The sequence below is a fragment of the Moorena sp. SIO3A2 genome (genome assembly GCF_010672265.1).
Lineage (GTDB): Bacteria > Cyanobacteriota > Cyanobacteriia > Cyanobacteriales > Coleofasciculaceae > Moorena > Moorena producens.
Window position 1 is genome coordinate 222,769 of sequence record NZ_JAAHHC010000007.1, and the last position, 25,957, is coordinate 248,725.

General features: G+C 42.9%; 25 protein-coding genes. 15 read left to right on the forward strand and 10 right to left on the reverse strand.

Annotated features, from left to right (window positions below; translation table 11 throughout):
* Positions 1–233: 233 nt before the first annotated feature.
* From F6K64_RS10485 to F6K64_RS10510, 6 genes are all read left to right on the forward strand, one after another.
* Positions 234–1,433, forward strand: a complete 1,200-nt coding sequence (locus F6K64_RS10485; protein ID WP_008184352.1) for a glycosyltransferase — start codon at positions 234–236, stop codon at positions 1,431–1,433.
* Positions 1,434–2,130: 697 nt separating this feature from the next.
* A complete protein-coding gene (locus F6K64_RS10490) occupies positions 2,131–3,036 on the forward strand; it encodes a sulfotransferase family protein (protein WP_008184350.1) in 906 nt (301 codons plus the stop codon).
* 40 nt (positions 3,037–3,076) lie between these two features.
* A complete protein-coding gene (locus F6K64_RS10495) occupies positions 3,077–3,211 on the forward strand; it encodes a hypothetical protein (RefSeq protein WP_267872030.1) in 135 nt (44 codons plus the stop codon).
* 138 nt (positions 3,212–3,349) lie between these two features.
* Positions 3,350–4,339, forward strand: coding sequence for a glycosyltransferase family 10 domain-containing protein (locus F6K64_RS10500; RefSeq protein WP_008184342.1), 990 nt, complete (start codon positions 3,350–3,352; stop codon positions 4,337–4,339).
* A 6-nt stretch (positions 4,340–4,345) separates the two neighbouring features.
* Positions 4,346–5,353 carry an Npun_R2821/Npun_R2822 family protein gene (locus F6K64_RS10505; RefSeq protein WP_008184341.1) on the forward strand — a complete coding sequence of 336 codons (1,008 nt, stop codon included), beginning with the start codon at positions 4,346–4,348 and terminating at the stop codon, positions 5,351–5,353.
* A 10-nt stretch (positions 5,354–5,363) separates the two neighbouring features.
* Positions 5,364–6,284 (forward strand): Npun_R2821/Npun_R2822 family protein, encoded by a 921-nt coding sequence (locus F6K64_RS10510; RefSeq protein WP_008184340.1) that lies wholly within the window; start codon positions 5,364–5,366, stop codon positions 6,282–6,284.
* A 55-nt stretch (positions 6,285–6,339) separates the two neighbouring features.
* Here the strand turns inward: F6K64_RS10510 and F6K64_RS10515 are convergent, their stop codons facing one another.
* From F6K64_RS10515 to F6K64_RS10525, 3 genes are all read right to left on the reverse strand, one after another.
* On the reverse strand, positions 6,340–6,489 hold the full coding sequence (locus tag F6K64_RS10515; RefSeq protein ID WP_287256278.1) for a QAALIT motif small membrane protein: 150 nt from the start codon (positions 6,487–6,489) through the stop codon (positions 6,340–6,342).
* A 336-nt stretch (positions 6,490–6,825) separates the two neighbouring features.
* On the reverse strand, positions 6,826–7,563 hold the full coding sequence (locus F6K64_RS10520; protein ID WP_008184339.1) for a PhnE/PtxC family ABC transporter permease: 738 nt from the start codon (positions 7,561–7,563) through the stop codon (positions 6,826–6,828).
* Between the two features lie 87 nt (positions 7,564–7,650).
* Entirely contained in the window at positions 7,651–8,427 is a 777-nt protein-coding gene (locus tag F6K64_RS10525) for a PhnE/PtxC family ABC transporter permease (protein WP_229414487.1), read from the reverse strand.
* 1,178 nt (positions 8,428–9,605) lie between these two features.
* Here F6K64_RS10525 and glyA point away from each other — a divergent pair.
* Positions 9,606–10,928: a serine hydroxymethyltransferase gene (glyA, locus tag F6K64_RS10530; RefSeq protein WP_008184337.1), complete on the forward strand. Its 1,323-nt coding sequence runs from the start codon at positions 9,606–9,608 to the stop codon at positions 10,926–10,928.
* Between the two features lie 2 nt (positions 10,929–10,930).
* Here the strand turns inward: glyA and F6K64_RS10535 are convergent, their stop codons facing one another.
* On the reverse strand, positions 10,931–11,086 hold the full coding sequence (locus tag F6K64_RS10535; protein WP_287251726.1) for a hypothetical protein: 156 nt from the start codon (positions 11,084–11,086) through the stop codon (positions 10,931–10,933).
* A gap of 555 nt (positions 11,087–11,641) precedes the next feature.
* On the opposite strand from F6K64_RS10535, the gene F6K64_RS10540 reads away from it, so the two are divergent.
* A complete protein-coding gene (locus tag F6K64_RS10540) occupies positions 11,642–12,502 on the forward strand; it encodes an SAM-dependent methyltransferase (RefSeq protein WP_008184334.1) in 861 nt (286 codons plus the stop codon).
* Here F6K64_RS10540 and F6K64_RS10545 read toward each other — a convergent pair whose 3' ends face one another.
* Entirely contained in the window at positions 12,503–12,667 is a 165-nt protein-coding gene (locus F6K64_RS10545) for a hypothetical protein (protein ID WP_044493191.1), read from the reverse strand. It lies immediately after the preceding gene.
* Between the two features lie 123 nt (positions 12,668–12,790).
* Here F6K64_RS10545 and F6K64_RS10550 point away from each other — a divergent pair, with 123 nt between their 5' ends.
* From F6K64_RS10550 to F6K64_RS10560, 3 genes are read left to right on the forward strand one after another with little or no spacing between them, the layout of a single operon-like run.
* The gene (locus F6K64_RS10550) at positions 12,791–14,152 is read left to right on the forward strand and encodes an aminotransferase class III-fold pyridoxal phosphate-dependent enzyme (RefSeq protein WP_202799204.1); all 1,362 of its coding nucleotides are present in this window, start codon (positions 12,791–12,793) and stop codon (positions 14,150–14,152) included.
* Positions 14,153–14,188: 36 nt separating this feature from the next.
* Entirely contained in the window at positions 14,189–15,040 is an 852-nt protein-coding gene (locus F6K64_RS10555) for an NAD(P)-dependent oxidoreductase (protein WP_008184329.1), read from the forward strand.
* A gap of 16 nt (positions 15,041–15,056) precedes the next feature.
* Positions 15,057–16,241: a TauD/TfdA family dioxygenase gene (locus F6K64_RS10560; RefSeq protein WP_008184327.1), complete on the forward strand. Its 1,185-nt coding sequence runs from the start codon at positions 15,057–15,059 to the stop codon at positions 16,239–16,241.
* Here F6K64_RS10560 and F6K64_RS10565 read toward each other — a convergent pair.
* Positions 16,225–16,869: an L-threonylcarbamoyladenylate synthase gene (locus F6K64_RS10565; protein WP_008184324.1), complete on the reverse strand. Its 645-nt coding sequence runs from the start codon at positions 16,867–16,869 to the stop codon at positions 16,225–16,227. The genes F6K64_RS10560 and F6K64_RS10565 overlap by 17 nt on opposite strands.
* Positions 16,870–16,967: 98 nt before the next feature.
* Between F6K64_RS10565 and folK the strand changes: the two genes are divergently transcribed.
* The 4 genes from folK (at position 16,968) to F6K64_RS10585 (ending at position 19,479) form a co-directional block, all read left to right on the forward strand.
* Entirely contained in the window at positions 16,968–17,480 is a 513-nt protein-coding gene (gene folK, locus F6K64_RS10570) for a 2-amino-4-hydroxy-6-hydroxymethyldihydropteridine diphosphokinase (protein ID WP_008184322.1), read from the forward strand.
* 192 nt (positions 17,481–17,672) lie between these two features.
* Positions 17,673–18,404, forward strand: a complete 732-nt coding sequence (gene tmpR, locus F6K64_RS10575) for a bifunctional dihydropteridine reductase/dihydrofolate reductase TmpR (RefSeq protein WP_008184320.1) — start codon at positions 17,673–17,675, stop codon at positions 18,402–18,404.
* Positions 18,405–18,493: 89 nt separating this feature from the next.
* Positions 18,494–18,874 (forward strand): dihydropteroate synthase, encoded by a 381-nt coding sequence (locus F6K64_RS10580; protein ID WP_008184318.1) that lies wholly within the window; start codon positions 18,494–18,496, stop codon positions 18,872–18,874.
* Positions 18,862–19,479: a dihydropteroate synthase gene (locus F6K64_RS10585; RefSeq protein WP_008184317.1), complete on the forward strand. Its 618-nt coding sequence runs from the start codon at positions 18,862–18,864 to the stop codon at positions 19,477–19,479. Before F6K64_RS10580 ends, F6K64_RS10585 begins: the two co-directional genes overlap by 13 nt.
* A 339-nt stretch (positions 19,480–19,818) precedes the next feature.
* Here the strand turns inward: F6K64_RS10585 and F6K64_RS10590 are convergent, their stop codons facing one another.
* From F6K64_RS10590 to F6K64_RS10605, 4 genes are all read right to left on the reverse strand, one after another.
* A complete protein-coding gene (locus tag F6K64_RS10590; protein ID WP_009149822.1) occupies positions 19,819–20,889 on the reverse strand; it encodes an NAD-dependent epimerase/dehydratase family protein in 1,071 nt (356 codons plus the stop codon).
* 597 nt (positions 20,890–21,486) lie between these two features.
* Positions 21,487–22,644 carry a nucleotidyltransferase domain-containing protein gene (locus F6K64_RS10595; RefSeq protein WP_009149821.1) on the reverse strand — a complete coding sequence of 386 codons (1,158 nt, stop codon included), beginning with the start codon at positions 22,642–22,644 and terminating at the stop codon, positions 21,487–21,489.
* Between the two features lie 282 nt (positions 22,645–22,926).
* Entirely contained in the window at positions 22,927–24,822 is a 1,896-nt protein-coding gene (locus F6K64_RS10600) for an ABC transporter ATP-binding protein (protein WP_009149820.1), read from the reverse strand.
* Between the two features lie 217 nt (positions 24,823–25,039).
* Positions 25,040–25,897, reverse strand: coding sequence for a hypothetical protein (locus tag F6K64_RS10605; protein WP_009149819.1), 858 nt, complete (start codon positions 25,895–25,897; stop codon positions 25,040–25,042).
* Positions 25,898–25,957 lie beyond the last annotated feature (60 nt).

A 25,957-nucleotide genomic window follows, 5' to 3' on the forward strand; every position in this document is an offset into this window, starting at 1 on the left:
GTTAAATGGGTTAACCAATCCGTTGCCCCATCTTCAATAGCAGACATTAGCAATAGCCCTATTGCTGGAAATTAGAGATGTCCCGACGGGATGGTTTTATGAAAAGCAAGAGTGTTATAAGGGGATAGCTTGGTAAAATTTGGGCAGTATGGTGGTAGAGAGCTTAGGAAATAGACTACTTAAGTATTAATGGCAAACAGAATATCTGATCAATTAACACTTCTAAACTAATAATGAATAAACACTATATCTTTTTTACCAGAAATACTTTACCTCAACCCAATGCTGCCCACTTAGTTCATGATGTCAATTCCGCCAATGCTGCTGCTAACCTTGGTTATTCTACTGTTTTAGTCTATCTTCACCCCCCAGAGAAATCCCTGAATCCCTTAGACTGGCTGTATCCGTTTCGGCTCCAACAGCCACCGGAAAATCTAACCAAGTTTTACAGTATTCAGGATCAGCTCAAGGTGGCTCCCCTAGCTATGCCTTGGCCCATTGGTCACATGAAAGGGAAACTGACTAGCCCCAGCACAATCGTTTGTCGTTACTATTTTCCAATTCATATTTTTACCCATACTCAAATCTTACACACCTTGGATTGGAATTTAGTGAAAACAGCCATCAAATATGGTATACCAGTCATTTATGAGCGGGAACATTATAAAAAAAGTGACTATGATCAATCGATTGTCCAAAACCCACTTTTTCAAGTCGCAGTCACCGTAGCTGATAATATTCGGGACGATATGATTCGTAGGGGTATGCCCCCAGAAAAGATTATCAAACTCCATAGTGGCTTCAATCAGTCTTTTTTAGTAAGACAACCAGAACAAGCCTCTGAATGGCGCAAAAAACTTTTGGTGGATAACCGTCAAAGGTTAGTGGTCTATTCAGGAGGACTCTATCGCTTCAAAGGGGTAGACTTATTAGTTGATGTTGCTAAAGAATTACCACAGATTCAATTTGTCTTTGCTGGTGGCAATCAATCTCAAGTACAGTCTTATCAGCAGCTAGCTAGGGAAAAACAAGTTAACAATGTTACCTTCTTAGGTTATATTCCCCACCAGCAGCTTCCCAGCTTACTCCAAGCTGCTGATGTGTTGGCTCATCCTCACTGTTCTGGTGAGGCGGCTACCTTTACCTCTCCTCTGAAGCTCTTTGAGTATATGGCTTCAGGAACTCCGATTGTGGCGACGGAAATTCCCCCGTTGATGGAATTTAAATCTTCGAGTGCTATTGCTGGCTGGTGTGAACCAGATAACCCAGTTCAATTGACTCGTTGCCTCCAGCAGGTATTAGAAACCTATCCCAGAAACGTGAATGGTTATGCCGCTCAAATTGAGTGGGGGCGTCAGTTCTCTTGGGAAAATAGAATTGCCAAAATTATGAGCAATGTAGCAGAATCTATACATCCTATAATATCTGATTAATACGGTTACCCTTAGGGTTAAAGTAAGCTATCAGCTATCAGCTATCAGCTATCAGCTATCAGCTATCAGCTATCAGCTATCAGCTATCAGCTATCAGCTATCAGCTATCAGCTATCAGCTATCAGCTATCAGCTATCAGCTATCAGCTATCAGCTAATGCGCTACGGATGGTGCTACTTGAGGTGCTTTTGAATCAAAGAGGTAAGCATTCGAATAATGCTGAGTTAAGTCACAGCGCTTGTGGCCTATAGCAAAAACTAGAAGCTTGTGCCACAAAGCACCTCAATTAGCATGGCCAAAGGCTTTTCACCAGACTTTCAATTCTCATCAATCTCTCAATAATTAAATTCTATCGTTCCCGTAGCGTGGCCATAGGCCTGCATAGGTTTATGTTAAGCTGACGGCTGACAGCTGACGGCTGACAGAGGAGTACCCACCAGCCCCTGATAAGTGGGTATAAAAAACCCACTTACTGATCTCAATTTCGGTTATGCTTACTACAAATACTTGCCGATCTCGAGACCTCGAGATCGGGTGATGAGGTGATGGGGAGATCAGGTCAAGAATAGGAAAGAATAAGACATGACCACATGACAAGGTCAGCCCCCCTCTCCTGATCATTTAATGTCTAATCTAAGGACTTGATTAAACACCTTCTAAGATCACTTTATCAAGGAGCAGTTAACTAGATAGACTCATGACAATGCCGAACTTTTTAATCCTAGGTGCAGCTAAGGCTGGAACTACCTCAATTTATCGATATCTAAAGCAGCATCCGCAAATCTACATGAGTCCTTCCAAGGAACCTAGGTTTTTTGCTTTTGAAGGGGAAACTTTAGATTTCCGTGGGTTGGGAGATGAAAAAGAAGCTGATTTTATTGTCACTGATATTGACGCCTATCGTCAACTATTTAAAAAGGTAACTAATCAAGTAGCTATTGGTGAAGCATCTACAAGTTATCTCTACCTTGCGAAATCTGTTGAACGCATAAAGTACTACATTCCTAAGGCAAAACTGATCGCAATTGTTCGAGATCCAGCAGAAAGAGCCTATTCCAACTATTTACATTTACTCAAGCAAGAGCGCGAACCACTAACGGATTTTGCTGAGGCTCTTGACCAAGAAGAGAAGCGCATTCAAAATAACTGGTGGTCCTTCTGGCACTATAAACACCAGGGACTTTACTATGTCCAAATTAAGCGTTATTATGATACCTTTGAAAAAAGCCAGATTAAGGTTTACCTATACGAAGATTTGAATAATAATCCTCTAGGTATGCTGAAAGATATGTTGGGTTTTTTGGAGATAGACGATACCTTTACCCCAGATATATCTGAAAAAGTTAGGCAAGCTCCTCGCCTTCCCAAGAACAAAGCGTTGGAATCATTTTTGAACCAACCGCACCCAGTTAAATCAATTCTCAGTCCATTGCTTCCTGCTAGCCTAAAGGATAAACTAGTTAACAAGATTAGATATTTAAATCGTGGTAAACCTAAGTTATCATCAGCAGTGCGGAAGCAATTGATTGAATTCTATCGCGAGGATATCCTCCAGCTTCAAGATTTGATTGGTCGGGATCTGTCCCAATGGCTAAAGTGTTGAAAATTAAGTTAACAAGTAAGTTTACAATTAGAATTTGACAATGAAGTTAAGTAAGTTAAGCTGTAAGCAGTCAGCCGTCAGCCGTCAGCCGTCAGCCGTCAGCTTATTTGATTCAAAAGCACCGATTGCGCTACGGGCACGCTGCGCGAACAGTAGCACCTCAAGTAGCGCATAGGCTGATAGCTGATAGCTGATAGCACCTCAAGTAGCGTGGCCAACGGCATTTAGCTGATAGCTAAATGCTTACGTTAAGCTGAAACTAAGCTGATCAAATTATTATCAACTTCAAATTGATGAGTTAGGAAATTAAGCTATGTCCAAAACTATGGACAAAAAAGTTATCGGTATGATCAGTAGCTATAAGGCACTGAAACCCAGTCCTGTTGATTGGCTATGGAAACAAACCCCTCGTCCTTTGGGGGTTTGGAAAAATATTCAAATGATAGCTACTGCACCTCAACCGGATTTTTTACTGCTATACAACTTTAACGAATTTTCTGACATCAAACCAGTTAAACCCAAATTTGGCAATTTTTTTGGGCTAGCTCACAAGCCCGCTGAGCCTAAGGTCGCAGATCTCAAGACTCTCTTGCGGGGAGTGCCGAAAGAACGGATTATTTCTTTGGTGCGAGAACCTCCCTTTCCAGAACGGGAAGAGATCCGAATTAATGAATATAAACAAGCTCAGGAATACTGTGGCTATGTATGTGGTCCTGATGATTTTGCGCCAATTCCTGACTATATGCCTGCTATTTCATACCACAACAATTCGTTTCGTGAATTGAATGAAATGGGACCGCCTGAAAAAGCTCGTTCCTGTTGTTGGATTACCTCCGGTATTGCTCGCACGGCTAATCATCGTCAGCGTTTGGCGTTTTTGAAGCTGTTGAGGGACAGTGATCTAGAATTTGACGTGTATGGACGGGATTTGCCAGACTGGGTAAACGGATATGGAAAAGTAGGGAATAAGTGGAATGCGATGGCTCCTTATTACTACAACCTGGCGATTGAAAACTATGCTGGTAATGATTGGTATGTGAGTGAAAAGTTGTGGGATGCTTTATTAGCCTGGTGTTTACCCATATACTATGGTGGTTCTGCTGCTGATAAATTATTGCCTCCAGGAAGCTTCTTGAGACTGCCAAGTGAGGATGAAAAGGGCTTAGCTTACATTCAGGAGGTGACCGCTACACCGGATGCATGGCATGACGCTCTAGATGCGATCGCAGAAGCACGTCAAATCATTTTACATGAGTTGAATTTACTCAACTTCTTGTCTAAAGTAGTGGAAAAACTGGGGTAAGTCTAGATGAGCACAGGAATTTATACATTGGCTAATGATGTGGTTTACAACCAACTGGTAGCACTGCTCAATAGCATAGAGGTTAATGCTGGGAAAGAGACTCCAGTTTGTGTAATTGCCTACAATGATCAATTAGACAAGGTCCGTCAAGAAATTGCCACCCGAGATAATGTCACCTTGCTGGATAATCCAGAACTATTTGCCCGTTGGGAAGAGTTTTCCTACCGTGTTTGGAAAACTCACCCTGACGCTTTACAAGAATGGCAAGCACAAGGCATGAAGACGAAATTCTATCGGGTTGGTGAAAATCATCGTTACTGTGCCTTTGATCCACAGAGTCCATTTGAAAAATTTATCTATCTGGATGCTGACACTCTGCTGATGAATTCCTTAGATTTCGTCTTTAAGCAGTTAGATGAGAGTGATTTTGTGGTTTATGACTTTCAGTATAAAGACCCAGCACATATTTTTAACTTAGCCTCACCGAAGTTACTGGAACTATTCCATGAATCCCAGATTAATTCAGAAATTTTCTGTTCGGGATTTTATGGGGCTAAGCGGGGATTATTTCCTGAAAAGCAGCGAGAATGGTTAGTTTCTCAGTTAGCTAATGGGGAAGCAGAAGTTCTCTATAAGCGAGCGCCTAACCAATCTGTACTCAACTACATGAGGATGAGGTCTGGGTTATCTATCCATAATTTTTCTCTGAGTTTGCCTAAAGATCAAAGAACAGGCAATTCGGTAACATCTCCTCACTTTGAGGTTCGGGATAATCTACTTTATGATCATGGGAATCGGCTGACTTATCTTCATTACATTGGAATCAAGTCAAAAGTTTTCAATAAACTGTGTGCTGGGGATAATATTGACTTTCCCTACCGGGATATTTTCTTACATTACCGATATTATCATCAACCAGAGAAACGTCCTCAGTTTACCACTAAAGCTAAACCTTACAACCAGCCTCCTAGTTTAACCGCTCAAGTATTCAAGAAGTTAGGATTCACTCGTTGAGGCAGATTTTATGAATCGTGGAATTTACATCACTGCTAATGACCGGGTGATTGAGCAGTCTATTGCGTTACTAAATAGTATCCGCTGTTATGATAGCGATACCCCAATTGTTTTGATTCCCTATGATGACAATTATCAAAACGTCGTCCAAATTCTCCAAGAGTCCTATGGAGTAGAGATTTATCCAGATTTGGAGTTTATCGAACGCCTGTCTACTAAGCTACACGAAATTTTCGGGGAAGGATTTTTTGCTAGGCCGAATCAGTTCCGGAAACAGGCTTGCTGGTTTGGAACTTTTGATGAATTTATTTATATCGATACCGATATAGTTGTTTTTGAGAAGATAGCTGATAATCTTAACTACCTGGCTGACTATGATTTTATTTGCTGTGATTACCAGCATGTCGGGGGAATCACCAATGTTTTCACCCCTAAAGTTATTGAAGATAAGATTTTTAGTGAAGCGGAACTGAAGGATATCTTTAATGGGGGGTTTTGGGGAGCCAAGAAAAATAAGATTAGTGAAGAAACCTTATATGAAACCTTTGCTGAGTGTGCGGCTCATCCCGAGTACTTTGACTTTTCCCAGAAAACCTCCGATCAGCCGATTATCAACTATATGATATTGAAGCAGATGCACCACCGATTTAATATTGTGCGTAGACCAGGGGGAGCTCCAGGAAATTGGGCAGGTAGTAAACAATTTCAAACCCAAGGAGTACGACTTATTGATCCAAATTTGAATCAACCCCTACAATATCTACACTGGGCTGGTATTCGTATTCAGCCTGGTTGTCCTTACTGGGATATCTGGAAACATTACCGCTATTTGAATGAACCTATGCCAGAGGATGAGTCTTTGCAGACTAAAACTCAGAAGAGCTTATGGGAACAAATTACCAACAAATTACACAAATCACTGAAAAAATAAAGCGGATTTAGTCCTAAAAGGGTGACAAAAAGGATTAATGGAATAGTGTCAGATGTCAGTTTGATGGTAAGTGACTCACAACTTCCTCTGTCAGGTCTGATGCCGGAGGAGCAGAAGATGTTGAGTCGGTGCTGATTAAACCGAAATCTGAAGATAAATAAAGTACTAAGGTGAAGGTTATAGCTAAGATAAGTTTTTCTAACATTTTACACTCCTCTAGTAGCAACGTCATCTAGTAGTAACGTTATTAAGTAGTTACCCCTATCTTCAGTATCCTGAATTTTTCTTCGATCGTAGGTGATCCTGTGGTAATAGGGGTTGTGACAATTGTCATAAGGTCAGGTGACGTAAATCATCGACAAATAGTTTCTTTTGTGCGAATAAAAATAGCTAGAGAGTTGGTTCACTCAGAGATGGGGTGATGGGGTGATAGGGTGATGGGGTGATGCGGTGAAGTTAATTCAAGTTAATTCAAGTATGGGGAAGAATTTGGGAGATCAAGGATTTTGATATCGGTATAGTTGTGTCGAAATACTTTGTCCTAGTCATGGTTTCTCAAGTTTGTGAGAAATCTGGGGTTACTGGTTACCACTACACTGCTATAGTCAAAGCTACTCAATTGTTCGGTCAGCAACAGACCTAACCCTCCAGCTCCTACTAATCCGACCATGACAGTCTCCCGGATGCAGACTTCCCAGCGATAGAGGATATAAGCTAGGAAACGGGGCAAGTTAATCGGCAGTATTCCATAGAGAAACAGTAGCGTTCCCGGAGTTCCCTGGGCTTTCAAGGCTTCTAAAGGAGGCTTTTCCAGGTTTTCATTGGTTTCTGTCATTAATCTGCCTAGAATACCGAGGTTGTTTAATCCGAGTGCGATCGCACCAGGTAAAATTCCAGGAAACAGGACAAACAGGGCTACTATTGCCCAAATCGGTGCGGGAATGGCTCGGCAAAAGAGTAGGACTATCCGAGTTAGCACCAGTATTGTCCAACCTTGTACCGACGCAATAGTTAATGCCTTAGGATTGGGATTGAGCAATCCACCAGGAAGCAGAAAATTATGGGCTGCTGGAAAAGACAGCACCATCCCAGCAATACCAGCACCAGCAATCCCTAGTATCGACATGGCAAGGGTTTGGATGGAGAGAGTCAATAACTGTGGGAATTGCAATCCATTAATTTGTGGTGGAAATGACCCTTGGGCAATATCTCCCAAAAGTTCCTGAGTACGGGGAGACCAAAGCTTGCTGAGTCCGGGACTGACATACCAAAAGCTCAAAAAGCAAAGGCAGACTAAAATCAAAAGCACCCTTAGATTAATCCGACGGCGCAATATAGCACTACTGATATCGACTGCGCCGTTTAATCAGACCAGAACATAGAAAAATGTCCACAGTTGCTCGTAACGCAGGGACTGTAAACTCAGAAACATCTGATCACCTAATCCTCCAGCACCAATAATCCCCAGTACTGTTGCTGAGCGAATGGCACAGTCAAAGCGATAGACACTGTAGGAAAGAAGATTGAAAAAGGCTTGGGGAATCAGACTGTAGAGAAGTGCAGTTAAGGGGGATACGCCACTATTGAGCAAGGCCATTAACGGTTCCCGTGGGGTTTCATCCAGAATTTCTGAAAAGACCTTGGCAACGATGGCACCATAGGGAATAGCGATCGCAATTATGGCCACTAGGGGATCTAACCCCCAGATATTGAGGAAAAATATCCCCCATATCATCTCATGAATCGCTCTAGGAAAGGCCAGCAGTCCCCGCATGGCTAGCCAAATACTGTGGTGCATGGGCCAGTGAGGAAAGACGGTCAACCACCACACTTGTGACGTTAAAATTCCTCCTACCATCCCCAGCAAGATACTCAGAAAGGTTCCGCAAGCGGCATAAGCGAGGGTGGTAAGAGTGGCATTCAGGGTCAGGCGCAAAAACTCAGGACTAATCTCTGGGTGCCAACTAGCCCGCAAAAATCGCCAGAGTAAGGGAAATCCACCGGGATTGAATAGGTCTTGTTGAAATATTCCAGCTTGGTAGGCGGAAAGAGCAATAGCAACAAAAAACAACAGTCCCCACAGCCGAAGTAGATCGAGTAAGGGTGGGCGAGATAACTGCTTCACCATTAAAACTAACGTCAATTTTGTTACCCCTACTCCCTACTCCCTATTGCCATTAACTGAGGATGAAAATCTCTGACCCAATTGAGAACTGCTATATTTTTTGATATGCTTAATTATCTCTGTTCTGTCACTCTCCGCAAACTTTTGTATTTTCGCGCATTCTATAACTTTTGTAGTTCAAACGATTGCCAGATTTTTTTCTAGCAACAAATACAGTATCCAAGTTTTTCTAATAGGATAGCTTGTATTGATTGACTGATAAGGCTTGTGTAGATTGGCTTCCCGGAGAGTGACAAAAGCCGGAGAGTGACAAAAGAGGGTTATAGCATTTTTCAATTAGGTGAGGTACAAAGTTTCGGTTTTTAGGGAATAGGGGACATGTAACAGCGAACATGGAAAAAATTTTGTGTACCTCATTATACTATAAAACACTAGAATAAATTAATAACTCAAAATAAAATAAATATAAATTTTTGATTTTATTTGAAGTTTACCGGTCAGATTGCTGGTAATATTGATTTTGGGCTTGCTAACAAGTCAACCATTGATATTGCTGAAGCATGATAGTAGTGCTCGCAAACCAGAAAGGGGGTGTTGGCAAAACAATGGTTACCATCTGACCCAAAAATTGGCTCTTGCACACTTTTGGCCAAACTTCCGCGCACCCCATAGCGGTTCCTGGGGGATATCTAAGAAATTTAACACTATTTTTAGATGATGCTCATTTCATCAGCAAATCCGGGAGAAGCAACATCCAGCGGAGCTCTTAGAGGTGGCTAATATTGCTAAGAAATGTAATGCTCTTGTTCGATCATGCTCATGTCATGAGACAATCGGGTAGAAGCAGCTGACCGTAGTGATTGATGATGTTCTATGATCATCAACAGGATAATTCCCACCTACTACTACAAGATCTATTACCAGATTTTTTTGTGTTAAGCTAATCACTGGCAATCTAAATTCACAACACCACAATGAAATAACAAAAAGCGTTCAAACCAAGTCCCAGAAAGCGGTTTCCCTGATTTGTAACTATCTGACCGAAAAAATTCCTAGCCATTACCAGCGATCGCTAAATTAACGGCAAGCTTCAATAGTCAGTTGAAGCAAAAGTATCGCTTGCTAGGTTATTGGATTGATAAATTTTTGGTCAACAGAGGAAATCCGAGATTAAGAAGAGTTTAAGGAGAAAAAAATTGACTGTTTCCCAAGACAAAACGCAACTGAACAACCATGGTTTAGGTTTAAATTCCGTAGATCCAGAGGTCTTTGCGATTATTGAGCGGGAAAACCAAAGGCAAAAAGACAATATTGAATTAATTGCGTCAGCTAACTTCGTTAGTCGCGCTGTATTAGAAGCCACTGGCTCGATTTTGACCAATAAGGTGGCTGAAGGATATCCAGGTCGTCGCTACTTTAGCGGCTGTGAGAACATTGACGAGTTGGAAAACTTAGCAATTTCCCGTGCTAAGGAATTATTTGGAGCCGCTCACGCCAATCTTGAACCCTACACAGGGTCTCAAGCTAATCATGCAGTTTATCTGACTGTCCTTAAACCGGGCGATCGCATCTTAGGGATGGATCTCGGTCATGGGGGGCATCTGAGCCATGGTGCGAAATTTACCATGACAGGTAAAATCTATGACTGTCATTTTTATAAAGTCGATCCACAGACAGAGCGTCTGGACTACGATCAGATTCTCGCCCAAGCTCAAGAGATTCGTCCCAAACTAATTATTGCTGGTGCGAGTTCCTATCCCCGCATCATTGATTTCCAACGCTTTCGGGAGATTGCTGATCAAGTCGGAGCCTATTTATTGGCTGATATCGCCCACATCTCAGGATTAGTTGCAGCCGGATTACATCCTTCTCCCGTTCCCCATGCTCATTTCGTCACCACCAGCACTCAGAAAACCATGCGTGGACCCCGTAGTGGCATGATCTTGCTGGGAGAACATTCCGCACCAGAATTTGCTCGCAAGATTGATAGTGCAGTCTTTCCTGGGGTACAAGGCGCTGTTCACGTCCATGCGATCGCTGCAAAAGCTGTGATGCTCAAAGAAGCCATGTCTGACAGCTTTGCTGCCTATCAACGTCAAAACCTCGAAAATTCCAGGATATTAGCAGAAGATTTGAAGTCAAGGGGATTTCGCCTGGTTTCTGGCGGCACTGATAACCATCTGATGCTTCTCGATCTCACTGAGAAAGGTATCACAGGTAAAGAAGCCGAAGATCGCTTAGCTAGCGTCAGGATTACTGTCAACAAAAACCTGCTTCCCTACGATTCCCAGAAGCCTACCGTCTGTAGCGGTATCCGGGTAGGAACATCCGCAATCACAAGCCGGGGATTTGGTTTTGAGGAAATCCATTGCATTGCCGAACTAATAGATAAAATGCTGAGCAGCGAACCGACAGTTAATACCATTGCAAAGGTTCAAGATGAAGTCAGTCGGTTATCAAAGAATTTGGGTCTAAAACCCCGTCCTTCTAGGACGGCTTTTAAGTTGACATTTTCATAGCGCTAGAGTATGATTTGAACATAGGGTACAGGCTGAAAAACCGTTCGCGTAGCGTGGCCTTTGGCCTTGGCGCAACCGGGAGAGAGACCCGCCACTGCTAGACCTAAAAGAAGTAATGCCCGGAGGGAAGGGAAAGTCCTCCTTAAAAACCCAACCATCAATTAACCGTTGGTGTGTGAACCTGAGCTTTGCGAAATTAGAGAATGAAAACGGTACGGCGGGGCACGCCGGAACCAGGTGAAAAGGAGGGAACAGACTTTTTAAGGCACTCCTAGTAAGTAGCCAAACGCGATCGCGAGAATTGCCCGCTGGGTCTATCATGAACTGAACTAGAATCTTTGTCTTGACGGGTTTCCGGTTTAGGTATTGCCTACTTTTTGGCGGCGTCAAAGATTAGGACATGATGGTTTAAGGCAGCTCGTTGATCTGGGAATCCCCGCTCTTCCAGGGCGGGGAGTGTCAAGTCGCCTTCATCCCCACATCGATTCGATTTACGAGCAAGATCGGGACAGGTTTGCCCTCGAATCCCAATACCAACTTCTGTGATTTCGCCCCCCGACCCCCAATTCTGGGGCAGAAATACAGTTCAACTCCCCCAAGTACCCCCATCTTTCAAAGTCCCCCAGGATTGGGGGATTTAGGGGGCTTTACCCAAAGTTTCTCTGAATTTCCTGCACATCAAACTCTGAAAACATCAGCTATAGATCCATATCATGACCACAACAACAGCAAACTCTGAACAAGCCACAGAACGCGCCAGAGTACATTACAACAGTGAAAATGCTCGTAATTTGTATGAAATTGCCATTGGCAGCGACACCTTAAATTTAGGGATGTACGAGGACGATCCAGACCGCCCCATCGCTGAAGGGATGGCGAAAACCACTGAGTGGATGGGGGCACAAGTACAGAACCTCAATCCCGATTTCCGTGTGCTTGACCTGGGTTCTGGATATGGGCCAGCCGCACGGCATTTAGCTGGCAAATATGGCTGTCATGTCACCTGTCTCAACATTAGCGAGGAGCAAAATCAGGAAAATGAGCGGCGCAATCGTGAACAGGGTCTTGACAATCTGATTGACATTGTGTACGGCAATTTTAAAGACATTCCATTTGACGATGCCAGCTTTGACCTAGTTTGGTCTCAAGATGCCTTGTTCCACTCTGACGGGCAAGATCGCGTCCTAGAAGAAGCCTATCGGGTGCTTAAACCAGGGGGACAGTTAATGTTTATGGATATTCTGCAAGCAGATGATTGTCCAGATGGAGTGTTAAAGGATTCACTCCAACGGGTTAATATCCATCACGGGCGTTTGGGTTCTTTCCATTCCTATACTAGTAAAGCCGAAAGCCTGGGTTTTGAGACTATCAACGTGATCGACAAATCCTATCAGTTGCTGGTTCACTACACTAAATTGAGGGATTCGGTAATTGCCCATTACGACGAACTCAGCCAAAAATGTACCCCAGAATTTTTAGAATCTTCTAAGAATGGCTTATGTCAATGGGTTGAATCTGCTGAGAAAGGTCTGTTTACCTGGGGCTTATTTCATTATCGCCGTCCAAATGCCTAGTTATAGCACTGTTGGCAGGTAATAGGTAATAGGTAATAGGTAATAGGTAATGGGTAATAGGTAATGGGTAATAGGTAATAGGTAATAGGTAATAGGTAATAGGTAATAGGTAATAGGTAATAGGTAATGGGTAATAGGTAATGGGTAATAGTTGATTTTATCCACACTTAATTACTTATTACTTGTTACTTATTCCTTGTGTACCTTCCCCTGCACTCAAAACCTAAAGCCCACTTGTTGGAGTTACGCCCAATAAATTATTAGGCGTTTTTCAATAGGTAATGATAAGTGTTGCAAAATAGAAAGATTCAAGTAATGAACCCTCAAGAAATTGTTAAAACCCATCGCGACCACGTCTTTTTTTCCTGGGTACCTCAGAAAAACATCCAAAATCCCATCGTTATGGATCGTGCTGAGGGCGTTTACTTCTGGGATAAAGATGGCAAACGTTACCTGGATTTTTCCAGTCAGTACGTCAACATGAATATTGGCCACAGCCACCCCAAGGTGATCGCAGCCATAAAAGACCAAGCCGATAAGCTTGTGTTTGCCCATCCCGGTACTGCTACGGAAATTCGTGCCGCAACAGCAGCTAAGTTAGCAGAAATTACACCAGGGGATCTCACCAAGACTTTCTTCACCCTGAGTGGGGCTGAAGCCATTGAAAATGCCATCAAAATAGCACGACTGTACACGGGTAGGCATAAAATTGTCACCCGATATCGCAGTTATCATGGCGCTACCCTCGGTGCAGGAATCGCTGGAGGAGACCCCAGACGCTTGGCTCACGAACCAACTATTAGCGGGATTGTTAGAGTTCACGACCCCTATGCTTACCGTTGTCCTTTTGGCTACGCACCAGAAGGAAATCCCCAAGTTTATATCGATCACGTAATTCAAACCATTGAATTTGAGGGGCCAGAAAATGTCGCAGCCATCCTGATGGAAACGATTACGGGTTTCAATGGTTGTATTATTCCCCCCGATGGCTACTGGCAAGCCCTACGGGAATATGCTGACCAGCACGGCATTTTACTCATTTGCGACGAAGTTATTGCAGGCTTTGGTCGCACTGGGAAAATGTTTGCGATCGAGCATTATGGGGTGGTTCCCGATATTATGGCAATGGCTAAGGGACTCACCTGTGGCTATGTTCCGATGGGGGCAGTGATAGTAAGGCAGCATATCGCCGACCACTTTGAAACCAACCCCTTCGTCTGTGGGCTAACATTCAGCGGTAATCCCATTGGTTGCGCTACAGCCCTGGCGACCATGAAGGTTTATGAAGAAGAAAATCTGGTGGAAAACAGCCGGATTATGGGCGATCGCATGGCAGAAAAGTTACAGGAAATGAAGGCAAAACATCCATCAGTGGGGGATGTCCGTAGTTTGGGACTGTATGGATTGATTGAGTGCGTCAAGAACCGAGAAACAAGGGAACCTTTGGCTCCTTGGAATGCTAAACCCCACGAAATGGTGGTCATGGGTAAAATGGCTGCCCGTCTTCGAGAGCTTGGTTTGCACGGTCTGATGCGTTGGAATTGGGTGTTTATGTCTCCCCCACTTTGTATTAATGAAGAGCAGCTTGAAGAAGGGTTTGCCATCATTGATGATGCTTTGAAAATTGCTGATGAAGCCTACGAAGGTTAATCACCTCATCGATAGTTGAAATAGGAGAAAGTTCCCATGCAAATTGGATTTATTGGTCTGGGTAATATGGGCAGTGGTATGGTTGCCAATCTGCTAAAAAAAGGCTTTGAAGTTGCGGTGTACGACATCCAACCTGAAAAAGCTGAAGCTTTAATTGCAGCGGGAGCAAGTTGGCGCAATTCCATCCCAGAGGTAGCAAGTGATGCGGATGTGATCATGACCAGTCTGCCAGGGCCAAAGCAGTTGGAATCTGTGATGTTGGGAGATGCTGGAGTAATTGCCCATGCCCGTCCTGGAACGATTTGGCTCGATACTGGAACCAATTCCATAGAAATTATGAACAAGATTTCTACCTTGGCATCCGAGCAAACAATTGACTCCATTGCAGCCCCTGTTTCTGGAGGCGCACCAGCAGCTCAGAAAGGAACAATGTCAATGTATGTGGGGGGAAATGAAGCAACGTTTGACAAAATCAAAGGCATATTAGAAGCCATTGGTTCGCAAATTTATTATGTAGGACCACTCTCCCATGCTATCCTTTCCAAATTGCTGATTAATTATCTTTGCTTCATCAATACTAAAGCCCTGGGAGAAGTGCTGTCTTTAGGACAAGAAGCAGGAATTGATCCCAAACAACTCACAAACATGATTCAAGCAGGTTCGGGTAGTAGCTGGGTCGCGGAAAAATTACTTCCCTCTATATTAGAAGGGAATCCGGGTCCAGCATTTACCTTGAACTTAGCTCACAAGGATGCCTGTTTAGTTAATGAACTCAATCAAAGCTTTAAAACCTCTCTAGAGTTTTCAGAACGTCTATGCGAGGTCTTACAACAGGCTTGTACAACCTATGGTGGGGATAAAAGTTTTACTCGGATGATGGATTTGTAGTAGCAAGAAGAAAGCGATGAGTTATAGTAACTTGGCGATTGACCTTTCCCAACAATATCAAATCTCCAAAGTCCAACAAGACCACAGAAAACTGTTCGTTGATTGGGGCGACGGTCATCGAAGTACTTTTCACTATATTTGGCTTCGGGATAACTGTTATTGCTCTGGTTGTGGGGATCCCAAACATGGCGAAAAGCGTTTTCGGCTCGTTGATGTTCCCTTAGATATAAAACCCCTGTCAGTTCGTTGGGATAGTGGCAACGCACTGGAAATAGTATGGAAACCGGACGGTCACAAAAGCATCTATGATGCTCAGTGGTTGCGACAGCACTGCTATTCTGCTACCGAGAGAGAGCATCGTCAGCATCGACCTATTCTTTGGGATAGCAATATTGTTACTAACCTGCCCCAGATTGCTTATGAAGAAGTCCAAACTGGGGATAAACATCGGCTACAACTACTAAAACACCTGAGAGATTACGGGATTTGCTTTGTGCGAAACGTGCCTACTCAGAAGGGAGAACTCGAATCTTTGGCTCAGTCCTTTGGTCCTTTATTGGAAACCAATTACGGGCGTGTTTTCGAGATTGTTGTAGACCCAGAGGAAAGCCAGAAAAGTGTTGCTAACTCCCAAATTAACCTCATACCCCACACAGATGATGCCTATCAATATGCACCACCTGGAATTATTTTCTTCCACTGTTTAATGGCAAACAACGATGGCAGCGGTCAGTCTACCTTTGTGGATGGTTTCCAAATAGCAGAGGTGCTGCGTCAGGAAGATAGGGAGGCATTCGATCTACTCTGTCGTTACGAAGTTCCCTTCCGAAAATATTATAGCAATCGCATTGATATGCGGTTCAGCAGTCCAGTTTTTTGCCTCGATAGTGGTGGTAATTTGAAGGAAGTTCGGATTAGCAATTTATTTCCTGCTCCCTTGGACTTACCAGAGGAGATTATCGAGCCATTTTATGCCGCATACAGAAAGCTAATGCAGCTCTATACCCATCCGAAATACTGCCTCAAACAAGGTCTACAACCAGGAGATCTGGTGATGTTTGACAACCACCGTATCCTACACGGACGCAATGCAATCGGAATACAAAACCAGCGCCGCCATTTGCGCTACTGTTCAGTAGACCGGGATTATTTCCAAAGCTGGCGACGGCTTCTTGAGAAAAATCTCAGCTTTCAGGGATAGGTTGCAAATCAGGAATGGCTTGGCGGAGTTTCGAGAAAGACCAGGCACCCTCGCGCAATAGCTGAGCCGGTGACCCTGTAAAATCAACCAGGGTAGAAGGTTGTTGTTCGGGGTTTGGCCCTCCATCCAGAACCAGTGGAACTCGCTCTCCCAATTGTGCAGCTACTTCAGGGGCTGTTTTCTGAGTCTCCATCCCTGAAACGTTAGCACTGGTTACCGCTAGGGGAGCCCCAACCTGACGCACCAATTCCAAACAAAGGGGATGGTTAGGGATTCGGACTGCTACTGTGTCTTTACCTGATGTCACAAATGGTGGCACAATGTCAGTCTTGGGGAAGATGCCAGACATTGCCCCCGGCCAAATTTTACGGAGTGACTCGATGGTACTTTCAGGAATTTCTTGAGTCACTTGTTGCAGTTGTTCAAAACTGGCGACATAAATGATCAGGGGTTTATCTGGCGATCGCGATTTCACCTCGAAGATCTTTTTAATACCTGATTCCTTAGCAATGCTGGCTCCAATGCCATAAATAGTATCGGTTGAGAAAACCACTACATCGCCCTTTTTGAGCAAATCAACTGCTTTATTTCGTGCCGCTTGATCATCAGCAGGTAAAATCTCTGTCATAGGATCTTCAAATTTTTGTCGAGCTATTGAATGTTTCTATGGTATTATAAAATATTGTACAAGATTAGCTTGCCACAAATTCTTCTTTGAGGAGCTGTATGGTATCTAATCCCGAAATATTATCAACTACGAAAAGTACCCTTAGCGCGATCGCACTAGGTAGTAACCTCGGTGATTCTCAAGCCACATTAGAAGCTGCTCTGATCGAACTCGATCAAACTCCAGGCATTACTGTCAAAACCCGCTCCAGTTGGTACAAAACTAAACCTATTGGACCTGTGCAACCAGATTATATCAATGGTTGCGCCCTAGTGGACACACAACTAAGTCCCCAAAAGTTGCTAGAGACTATGCTAGAAACAGAGCAAAAGTTTGGTAGAGTTCGTGTGGAACATTGGGGAGCAAGAACCTTAGATTTGGATTTAATCTTGTTTGGTAACCTGATTCTAGATACTCCTGATATAACAATACCTCACCCACGCATGAGAGAGAGAGCCTTTGTGTTAGTGCCGTTGGCCGAAATTGCTCCTGATTGGGTAGAACCAGTCTGGGGAATGAAAGTATCCCAACTTCTCGAAAGGTTAGATATTTACGGAGTTACTCGGTATTAATTTTTAGGATATCAAATCCGGTTGATAGACTATAATAACAACCGAAAAAAATAAGGCAAGGCAACCTAACCTAATGCCGATGAATGATAGTCTATAGATTTGTATATAGATTTGGTTTAAAACCAATACAAAAACAATGCTGATGGAGTAAATCAAGCAGTATAAACTTAAAAACAATGGTGAACAAAGACAATGCTGAAAAAAGCTTTAGTGACCGGATCAGCAGTGGGAATTGGAAAAGCGATCGCTATTGATTTAGCTAGTAAGGGATTTGATGTTGCATTTCACTATAACCGCAGTGAACAAGCAGCCAAGCAAGCTTCTCAGGAAGCAGCGACTCACGGAGTAAAAGGGATCGCCCTACAAGCAGATATCACCAAACCTGATCAAGCCAAGTCGTTGGTAGAAAATGCAGCAGCACAACTAGGGGGTTTATCGGTAGTTGTTAATAATGTGGGCAACTATTTGAGTAAACCTACTAGCCAAATCTCAGTAGAAGAGTGGCATTCTGTAATTGATTCCAACCTCAATACTACTTTTTATGTCACTGGAGCCGCAATTCCCTACCTGAAGTCCGCAGGTTGGGGTCGCATTGTTAATATTGGTGCTGCCAGTGCCCATAATGTCACTGCCCGTGGTACTAATACAGCTTATATGATCGCTAAAACTGGCATCATTATTTATACTAAGTCCCTTGCTAAAGAGCTAATTACAGATAAGATTACTGCCAACGTGGTATCTCCAGGAATAGCAGAGAATTCCTTTGAATACGATGATGATTGGCAGGATGCTATGCCTAAATTACCAGCAAAACGCCCTGCTACATTGTCAGAAATAGCCCATGCTGCTTGGTTTTTTATCAGTCCTGAGGCTGATTACATCACAGGACAAGTAGTAGAAGTTTCTGGCGGCTGGAGTTTATAGTATTACCAAGCGATGCAGCGCGGTCTTGGGGGTTTCCCCCATGAGCGACTGCATCAAGAGAAGATAAAAACATTTTTAATAGGATAAACATGCTTACTATAGAACATCTATACGAAATTAATGAACAGTATAAGGATTCCTTAAACGTAAAAGTTGAAGAATTTACCATTGGCAACAAACATTTGAATTTTAATTCTCAAAAAGCTATCTTAGGAGTAGTTAATCTTTCTAGTGATTCTTGGTACAGGGAAAGTGTCTGTTTAAGTTCAGAACAAGCGATTCGTCGTGGCATAATGTTAACAGCCCAAGGAGCGGATTTTGTAGATATTGGTGCTGAATCTACTTTGCCCCATGCTGAGAGGATATCTGAAAAGTTGTTTGATACTGAATTTTGCCCCCCTATCCCCCCAATTCTGGGGGGAAAAAGAATTTATTTGCTGGTAAAAGTCCCCCAAAATTGGGGGATTTAGGGGGCTTTGATGTAGCAAATGAGACTGCTCAGACAACCTCTGAGAGAGTAGAAGATGTGAGGCAACAAAGTAAAATTTTGCCTGTGCTGGAAGCCCTCCATCAAGAAGGTGTATTAACTTCTATTGAAACCTATTATCCTCAAGTGGCTAGGGAATGTTTAAAAGTTGGAGCAAATATCATCAATTTAACTGGTTCCCAAGACAATCAGGAAATTTATAAACAGGTATCCGAGTTCGATGCTGGGGTTATCATTTGTTACGTTCAAGGAAAAAACGTCAGAGAAGTTGATGACTTTAATTTTGGCAACGACCCAACCGACTTAATGTATGATTATTTTGCCAAGAAAATTGAAATAGCTACTCAACTTGGTGTTAGGAAAATTTTTGTTGATGCCGGGTTAGGTTTTTACTACAAAAATCTCGAAGATAGCGCCCTACGCATCCGTTTTAAAATGAAAACCTTTTTAAATACTTTTCGTCTTCGGAAATTAGGGTTTCCCGTGTGTCATGCCCTCCCCCATGCTTTTGAATGTTTTGGAGAAGAATTCAGAAGTGCTGAACCTTTTTTTGCAGTGCTAAGCTGTTCGGCATTTAAATTGGTATAATAAAAATTAATAAATAACCCAATAATAGGAAATATGCCAGCAAAAAATTATCTGACAGCAAAAAACAATACTTCAAAAAGCCTTAAAAATAGAAGAAAATGGAAATATTAGAGAACGTATTTNCCAAGGTCGTTTGGCGATTTACTACCGAAGATGCACGAGTCAAACTTAAACACCTATATCCTGTATTTGAACTTGATGAAGACCTAGAATCTAATGCACCAAATTAGCTGTGCCACGCCACTACGCACTCTTTCCCCTCTAGCATGCATGCCTCTTGCCTTTTGCCTTTTGCCCCAAGAAGTGTGTTTACAACCCAGATACAAACACTATATATACTCAAACGGTTACGGCTGATTTAGCCAAACGAGCTTGCCAAGATTCCACAATTTGCTGAATTGTTTCTTCCAAGGACACGGAAATATCCCAACTGGGGTAATGCTCGCGCATCTTACTCAAATCGGAGTAATAGCAAATATGATCGCCAATTCGATTCTCTTGTAGATAGGTATAGTGCATCGCTTTACCACTATACTTCTCTGCCAGCTTAAACGCTTCTAGAATTGAACAGCTATTGCCTTTTCCGCCACCGATGTTATAAACTTCAGCAATTCGAGGTGCTTCGATAAAAGCGTGAATAAACCGCGACACATCCAGAGAGTGGATATTATCCCGTACTTGCTTACCCTTATAGCCAAAAATCTTGTATTCCCGACCTTCGAGATTACACTTGACCAGATAACTGAGGAAACCGTGGAGTTCCACACCGGAATGATTTGGTCCGGTCAGACAACCACCCCGTAAACAAGCTGTGGGCAGATTAAAGTAGCGACCATATTCCTGCACTATCACATCAGCAGCAACTTTCGATGCCCCAAACAAAGAGTGCTTTGATTGATCGATGCTAAAGCTTTCAGGAATGCCGTTGGTGTAAACCCGGTCCTCATAATCCCAACGGGTGTCTAGTTCCTTAAGCTTAATGGTATTGGGGCGATCGCCATACACTTTATTGGTAGACATGTGTACAAAGGGCGACTCTGGACAAGATTGCCTCGCAGCCTCTAGCAAGTTCAAAGTCCCCACTGCGTTGGTATCAAAGTCAGCGAAAGGAATTGCTGCGGCGCGGTCGTGGGAAGGCTGGGCTGCTGTATGTACAATCGCGTCTGGCTTGAGCTGCGCCATTAGGTCTAAAATACCTTTGCGATCGCGTATATCGAATTCATGATGAACAAAGTCTTGAATTGTCTCTTGCAACCGCTGCTGATTCCAGCGTGTATCCCCTTGGGAACCGAAGAAAACAGCCCGTTGATTATTATCAATACCGTGAATTTGCCAACCTTGCTGAGCAAAGTAACCACAAACTTCAGATCCAATCAATCCTGAGGAGCCTGTTACCAGTAATTTTTTCATAGAAAAGCTTAATTTTTTAGGTAAATAATTTAGATTGAAAATAGAGTGTTTATCATAGTAATGAGGTGCACAAATTTTTTTTCCCTATTCCCGACTCCCCACTCCCCACTCCCCACTCCCGACTCCCTAAAACCATAGACACAACATTTCCCCATTACTCCCTTTCCTGGCGTTGACATAAAAACCTTAGAAAAGTAGTATGGGGAGAGACTGAGATCAACAGGACCATCGAAGCCCACTCCTAAAGGTAAGTATCTAGATAGTAATAGCTAGATAATATTTAATTTGAGTTTAGTAGTTTAGTTAATTAAGGTGTAGGTAGCCCCGATTTAAATGTTGATAGTTTTTTATAAACCAATTCGGAAAATAAGCCCTTAGTTAGGTTCCACTTAGTTATTCTTACTAATCGATAGCTTTCAGGAAAATTATGTTAATTGGTAGAAAACGTTTAATCCTTAATTTACGTTTAGTGAATAATTATGGGCTGATCTAGCGTTTCTTATAGCTATGAGGTACACAGGATTTTTTACCTCTTGCCTCTTGCCTCTTGCCTCTTGCCTATTATCTGCTCCCTGCTCCCTGCCTTACTAAGGGGGGTTAGGGGGGATTCCTGCTCCCTTTGTCAAAGTGTTTATTTAGCATAACAAGTACGGAATACCCAAACTTTTGCCTAAATCTTGCTAGTATTATATGAGAAAGGAGTTGTTGATTACTATGGCTTAGCAATAAGGGAGACTCTAACAACATCAATCCCCGCAATAGCATCCCTAATTTTCCCCGGGAACTATAAACATCCTCCTCTGACAAAATATGTCGCCCCACTAGTTTTGCATAAACTCGCACCACCAAGTCCGACTTAATCTTCTGCCAAATGAATGGGGGTAGGGGAGTTGCTAACAAGTCATGAGTTAGACATAGTCCAAACAAAAGTAGTCGTTTTCCTCCCCAAGCAGTGGCACGGGCTAAAACCTTTTCCCAATCTAGATTAGGATAGGCGCGGATCACCTCAGCAATATCACAAACTTTCGATAATTCTTTTTGATGATGATGGGCATCTTTTGCTACCTGAACACACAACACCACTAGCAAGTCTTCCCATGCCAGATGCTCTACGGTCTGGTCCATCAGTTGGATCGGCTGTTTGTCCTGCCACAGGGCCTTAAAATCAAGGCGAAACGGAAAATAGGGTTGAGTCAGATTACGATGTACATCAAGGTTAACTAGAGTCCCCTCATGGACATAATTTTGCGACCAGGAAAAGCTGAAGCTACCCAAATGATACCCTAAAGTTCTCAAAACCTCTTTAATTGATTCAAAATCCTGTTCGCTAACTAGTAAATCTAAATCAACAAACTCCCGCAAAGCTAAATCACCATAGGCTGCTGCTGCTAAAGTAGGCCCTTTATAGGGAATAGCGGCAATACCGCGAGCTTCTAGTTGGGGTAATAGCTTAACCAGGGTTCTAGTAAGAGACAAATTATATAAGGTAATTGAGCGTACCTTAGCTTGCATATATTGCCATAAATCAGAGGGAATTTGAGTGCATTCTAGGTAACTAAGATTTCTAACTAATAAAGGCAGTACTTTCTGCTGCTGTGCCATCCCAACAATCCATAGCCAATCTAAATCCTGCTGGACTAATAGTTGGATCTGATCAACTAGGTCAGGGTCTAATTTAGTACGGGCACAGCACAATAACAGTTTAGCTTCTGGACGGACTAATTGAGGAGCAATACCCAAGCCTGATTTTAGCAATTTTTGTATTTATATTAAATTCAAATTTTTTCAATACCGGTCACTTTGTAGGGTGGGCAAAAACCGTTTGATTGTTTTGAGTATTAATGATTATATTACTTTGCCCACCCTACTTTAATTCGTCTTTGTAGGGTGGGCAAAAACCGTTTGATTGTTTTGAGTATTAATGATTATATTACTTTGCCCACCCTACTTTAATTCTTTACTATTGCCTATTGCCTATTGCCTATTGCCTATTGCCTTAAAGGGATAAGCAATGTCGCTCACTCGTCCTGAGAACTGCTATAACTCAGGGAACTGGAGAAGTTTTTTAGCCTTCAATCGGAGTATTTGTGTAAAACTGAGATGCATGCCCTGGTCTGTTTCCCGTTCGCTACTATGCATTTGTGCTTGCCAAGACTCGGCATAAAGCCCTCCCTGAGTGACTAATTCATCGTGACTACCGGACTCGACAATTTTTCCGTCTCGCATCACGTAAATTAAGTCAGCCCGCATCGCCAAAGTAAAGCGATGGGTGATTACAATAGCAGTTTGTCCTTGGGCCAAGATACGAAAACGATTTAACCAGTCCATTTCTGCCCAAGGGTCCATGGCGCTGGTTGGTTCATCTAGGATAATAATCGGAGCTTGTCTAAAAAAAGCTCTTGCTAGTGCTAACCTTTGCCACTCACCACCACTAAGATCCACACCTCCTGGGAAAGATGTTCCTAGCAAGGAATTGTACTCTTGGGGAAGTCGTAAAATTCGCTCGTGAATCCCGGCGGCTTGGGCTGCTGTTTCAACCGCTGGTAAGTTTGCTGATTCTGCTAAATTACCAAAGGTGATATTCTCAGCAGGGGTAGCCACATGACGCAGGGGAAATTGAAACAGTACTGTAATTGCCTTGCGCAGATCTGCTACCGAAAAGTTTTTCAGGTCAACACCATCTAGCTCTACACTGCCGGATTCCGGGTCATAAAAGCGACACAGTAGTTTAGTCAAAGTGGTTTTACCGGCACCGTTATCCCCGACAATCGCCACAATTTTACCTGCGGGAATTGTCAAGTTGAAATTTTCTAGCACCAGGTGTTGACTACCGGGATACTTAAAACTTACCTGTCGAAAGCGAATTCCCTGCTGCAAGGATGAGGGAATAGTTTTAGGCTGAGGCGGATCAACAACCTTAGGCTCTAGATTAAGAAATGCGAAAAGATTGCTAACAAATAGGCTGTTTTTATATATTTCTCCTATATTACCTAGCAAGGATTTCATTAATTCTTGTCCTCGGTTAAAAGCTTGATAAAATAGGGCAACATCTCCCATGGTAATTAATCCTAGGAGCATTTGCTGTCCAATCCAAACTATAGCTCCACTTAACACCAGTAAGGTAATTAAGTTAGCACCAAAGCGTCCTAAACTTCGCTGTTTAATCAGTTGCAGATGTTCTAGGCGCAATCGTTGACGCAAGGTTTGATAAGCAGTGCGAAAATGGGTTCCCAGTCCAAACACACGCACTTCCGCCGCCGCCGCACTATGGGTAAGCACAATCTCATAATACTCCAGCCAACGCCGGTCTAGGGTGGTTTTCTGCCACCATTGATGATGGTGGCGATTGAGACGTAGCACAACGTAAAAACCCGGTAGAGTACCAATTACTATGGCTATCGGTAGCAAGATACCATAGGGTAAAAGAATGGCAATTACCGAAATCAAGGTGATGCTGCTTTGTAGTAAAATCCCCAGGTTTTCCATTAAAGCCAAAGAACGACCTCCAGCCCCACTCCTAGCTCGATTTAGGTAGTCGTGGTATTCTGAGGACTCGTAGCAGGCTAAATCAATGGCTAAGGACTGCTGATGTACTAAATCACTGATGTAATCTTGAACTATTTCTGCTTGGGCGGTGCGCACCCACTCGCTAATCCCTTTGAGGATTTCAGTGAGTAATAATACTCCCCCGAATAAAGCAATAGGTAACATTACCAAGCGAATAGTCTCCGGTTGTAATCCAGCCCCTACAACTGCGACTAGTCTATCCACTAGCGATCGCGTTAAATACAATGTCGCAACAGGTAAACATCCTTGTAATACCAATAAAATCAGCCAAGCAATTGTCCAATGGTGAGCAGATTGCCAAATTAGACTCAGGGTTTTTGGTAAATAGGAAGCTAGTTGAACAGTACTACGTAAATTTGAAATCAAAACTGATTAATTTTTAATTTTTAATTTTTAATTTTGAAAGACTGTTGATCAAGTAAATCTGCTGACAGCGATTAGTGATTGACTATTGGTGGGTTACGGCGGACAGCTATCTTAAAAGGTGAGTTTTATACTATTCGCCGCCTAACCCACCCTACGACTAATTACTGACGGCTGACCGCTGACGGCACCTCAAGCAGCGTGCGCGTAGCGCATATGCTTACAGATGGTTTTCTACCAATGCCAAACTCTTTGGTAATTCCTCTAAACCAGGACGACGCACGAGATAGAAAAACGTAACTTCCTTAAACAAAGCCGCGCACTGCTGCACATGGGCTTTAACAATTTCAGGAGCATTTAAGATTTGGGTTTCCCTGGTGTGACGCACCAAAGCAGCAAACGCCATTTGAGGGTTTACCGGTTTGATACTATGCTCAGAACCATAGGCCAAAATATAAATACGTTTTAAAGGTAAGGGTGTGCTTTGGAAACCCTCCTCAAACCTATAGCGAAGCTTATCAGCACCCACAAAAATAGGAGACAATTGTTCCGGCTTATGTCCTAAAGCATCTACCGTTGGTTGCCACAGTTTGAATTGAGGATAGGCTGGTAACACCATCGGCTGTTGAGCGGTGGTATTCACTGCCATTACATCATCGGTTAAAACCGGATAGTTTTGGCAATGGAAAGCATCTGCCAGGGTTGATTTACCTGCACCAGAGTTTCCCATGAAAGCAATCCCTTTACCATTGATATTCACACAACTAGCATGAAGTACCAATAATCCCCTTTGTCGCAGTACTGCTGCCATAGCAGACCCTACAATTGTCGGGCGTACTACTGAGGGGTCTTGGTCTGTTAAGGGATACACTGTAATTTCTCGACCCTGACAAATCAAGAATTTGCCCACTCCCTCTATGTAGCCAAGGACGCGCTCTTTCTCGTTAATAGTTTCGTGAGATAAGTCTTTTATATCGCCAAAACGGATCATAAGATCTGGCTGTCCTTGGGATGGTAATAATTCCGGTAACCTAATCTCAGAATGGATGCATAAACCAAAGGCACTATAACTGTACATTATTATTTATTGTTTTAATTAACTAATTATGAATCTGAGGTATAGTCATTTTTTTTACCT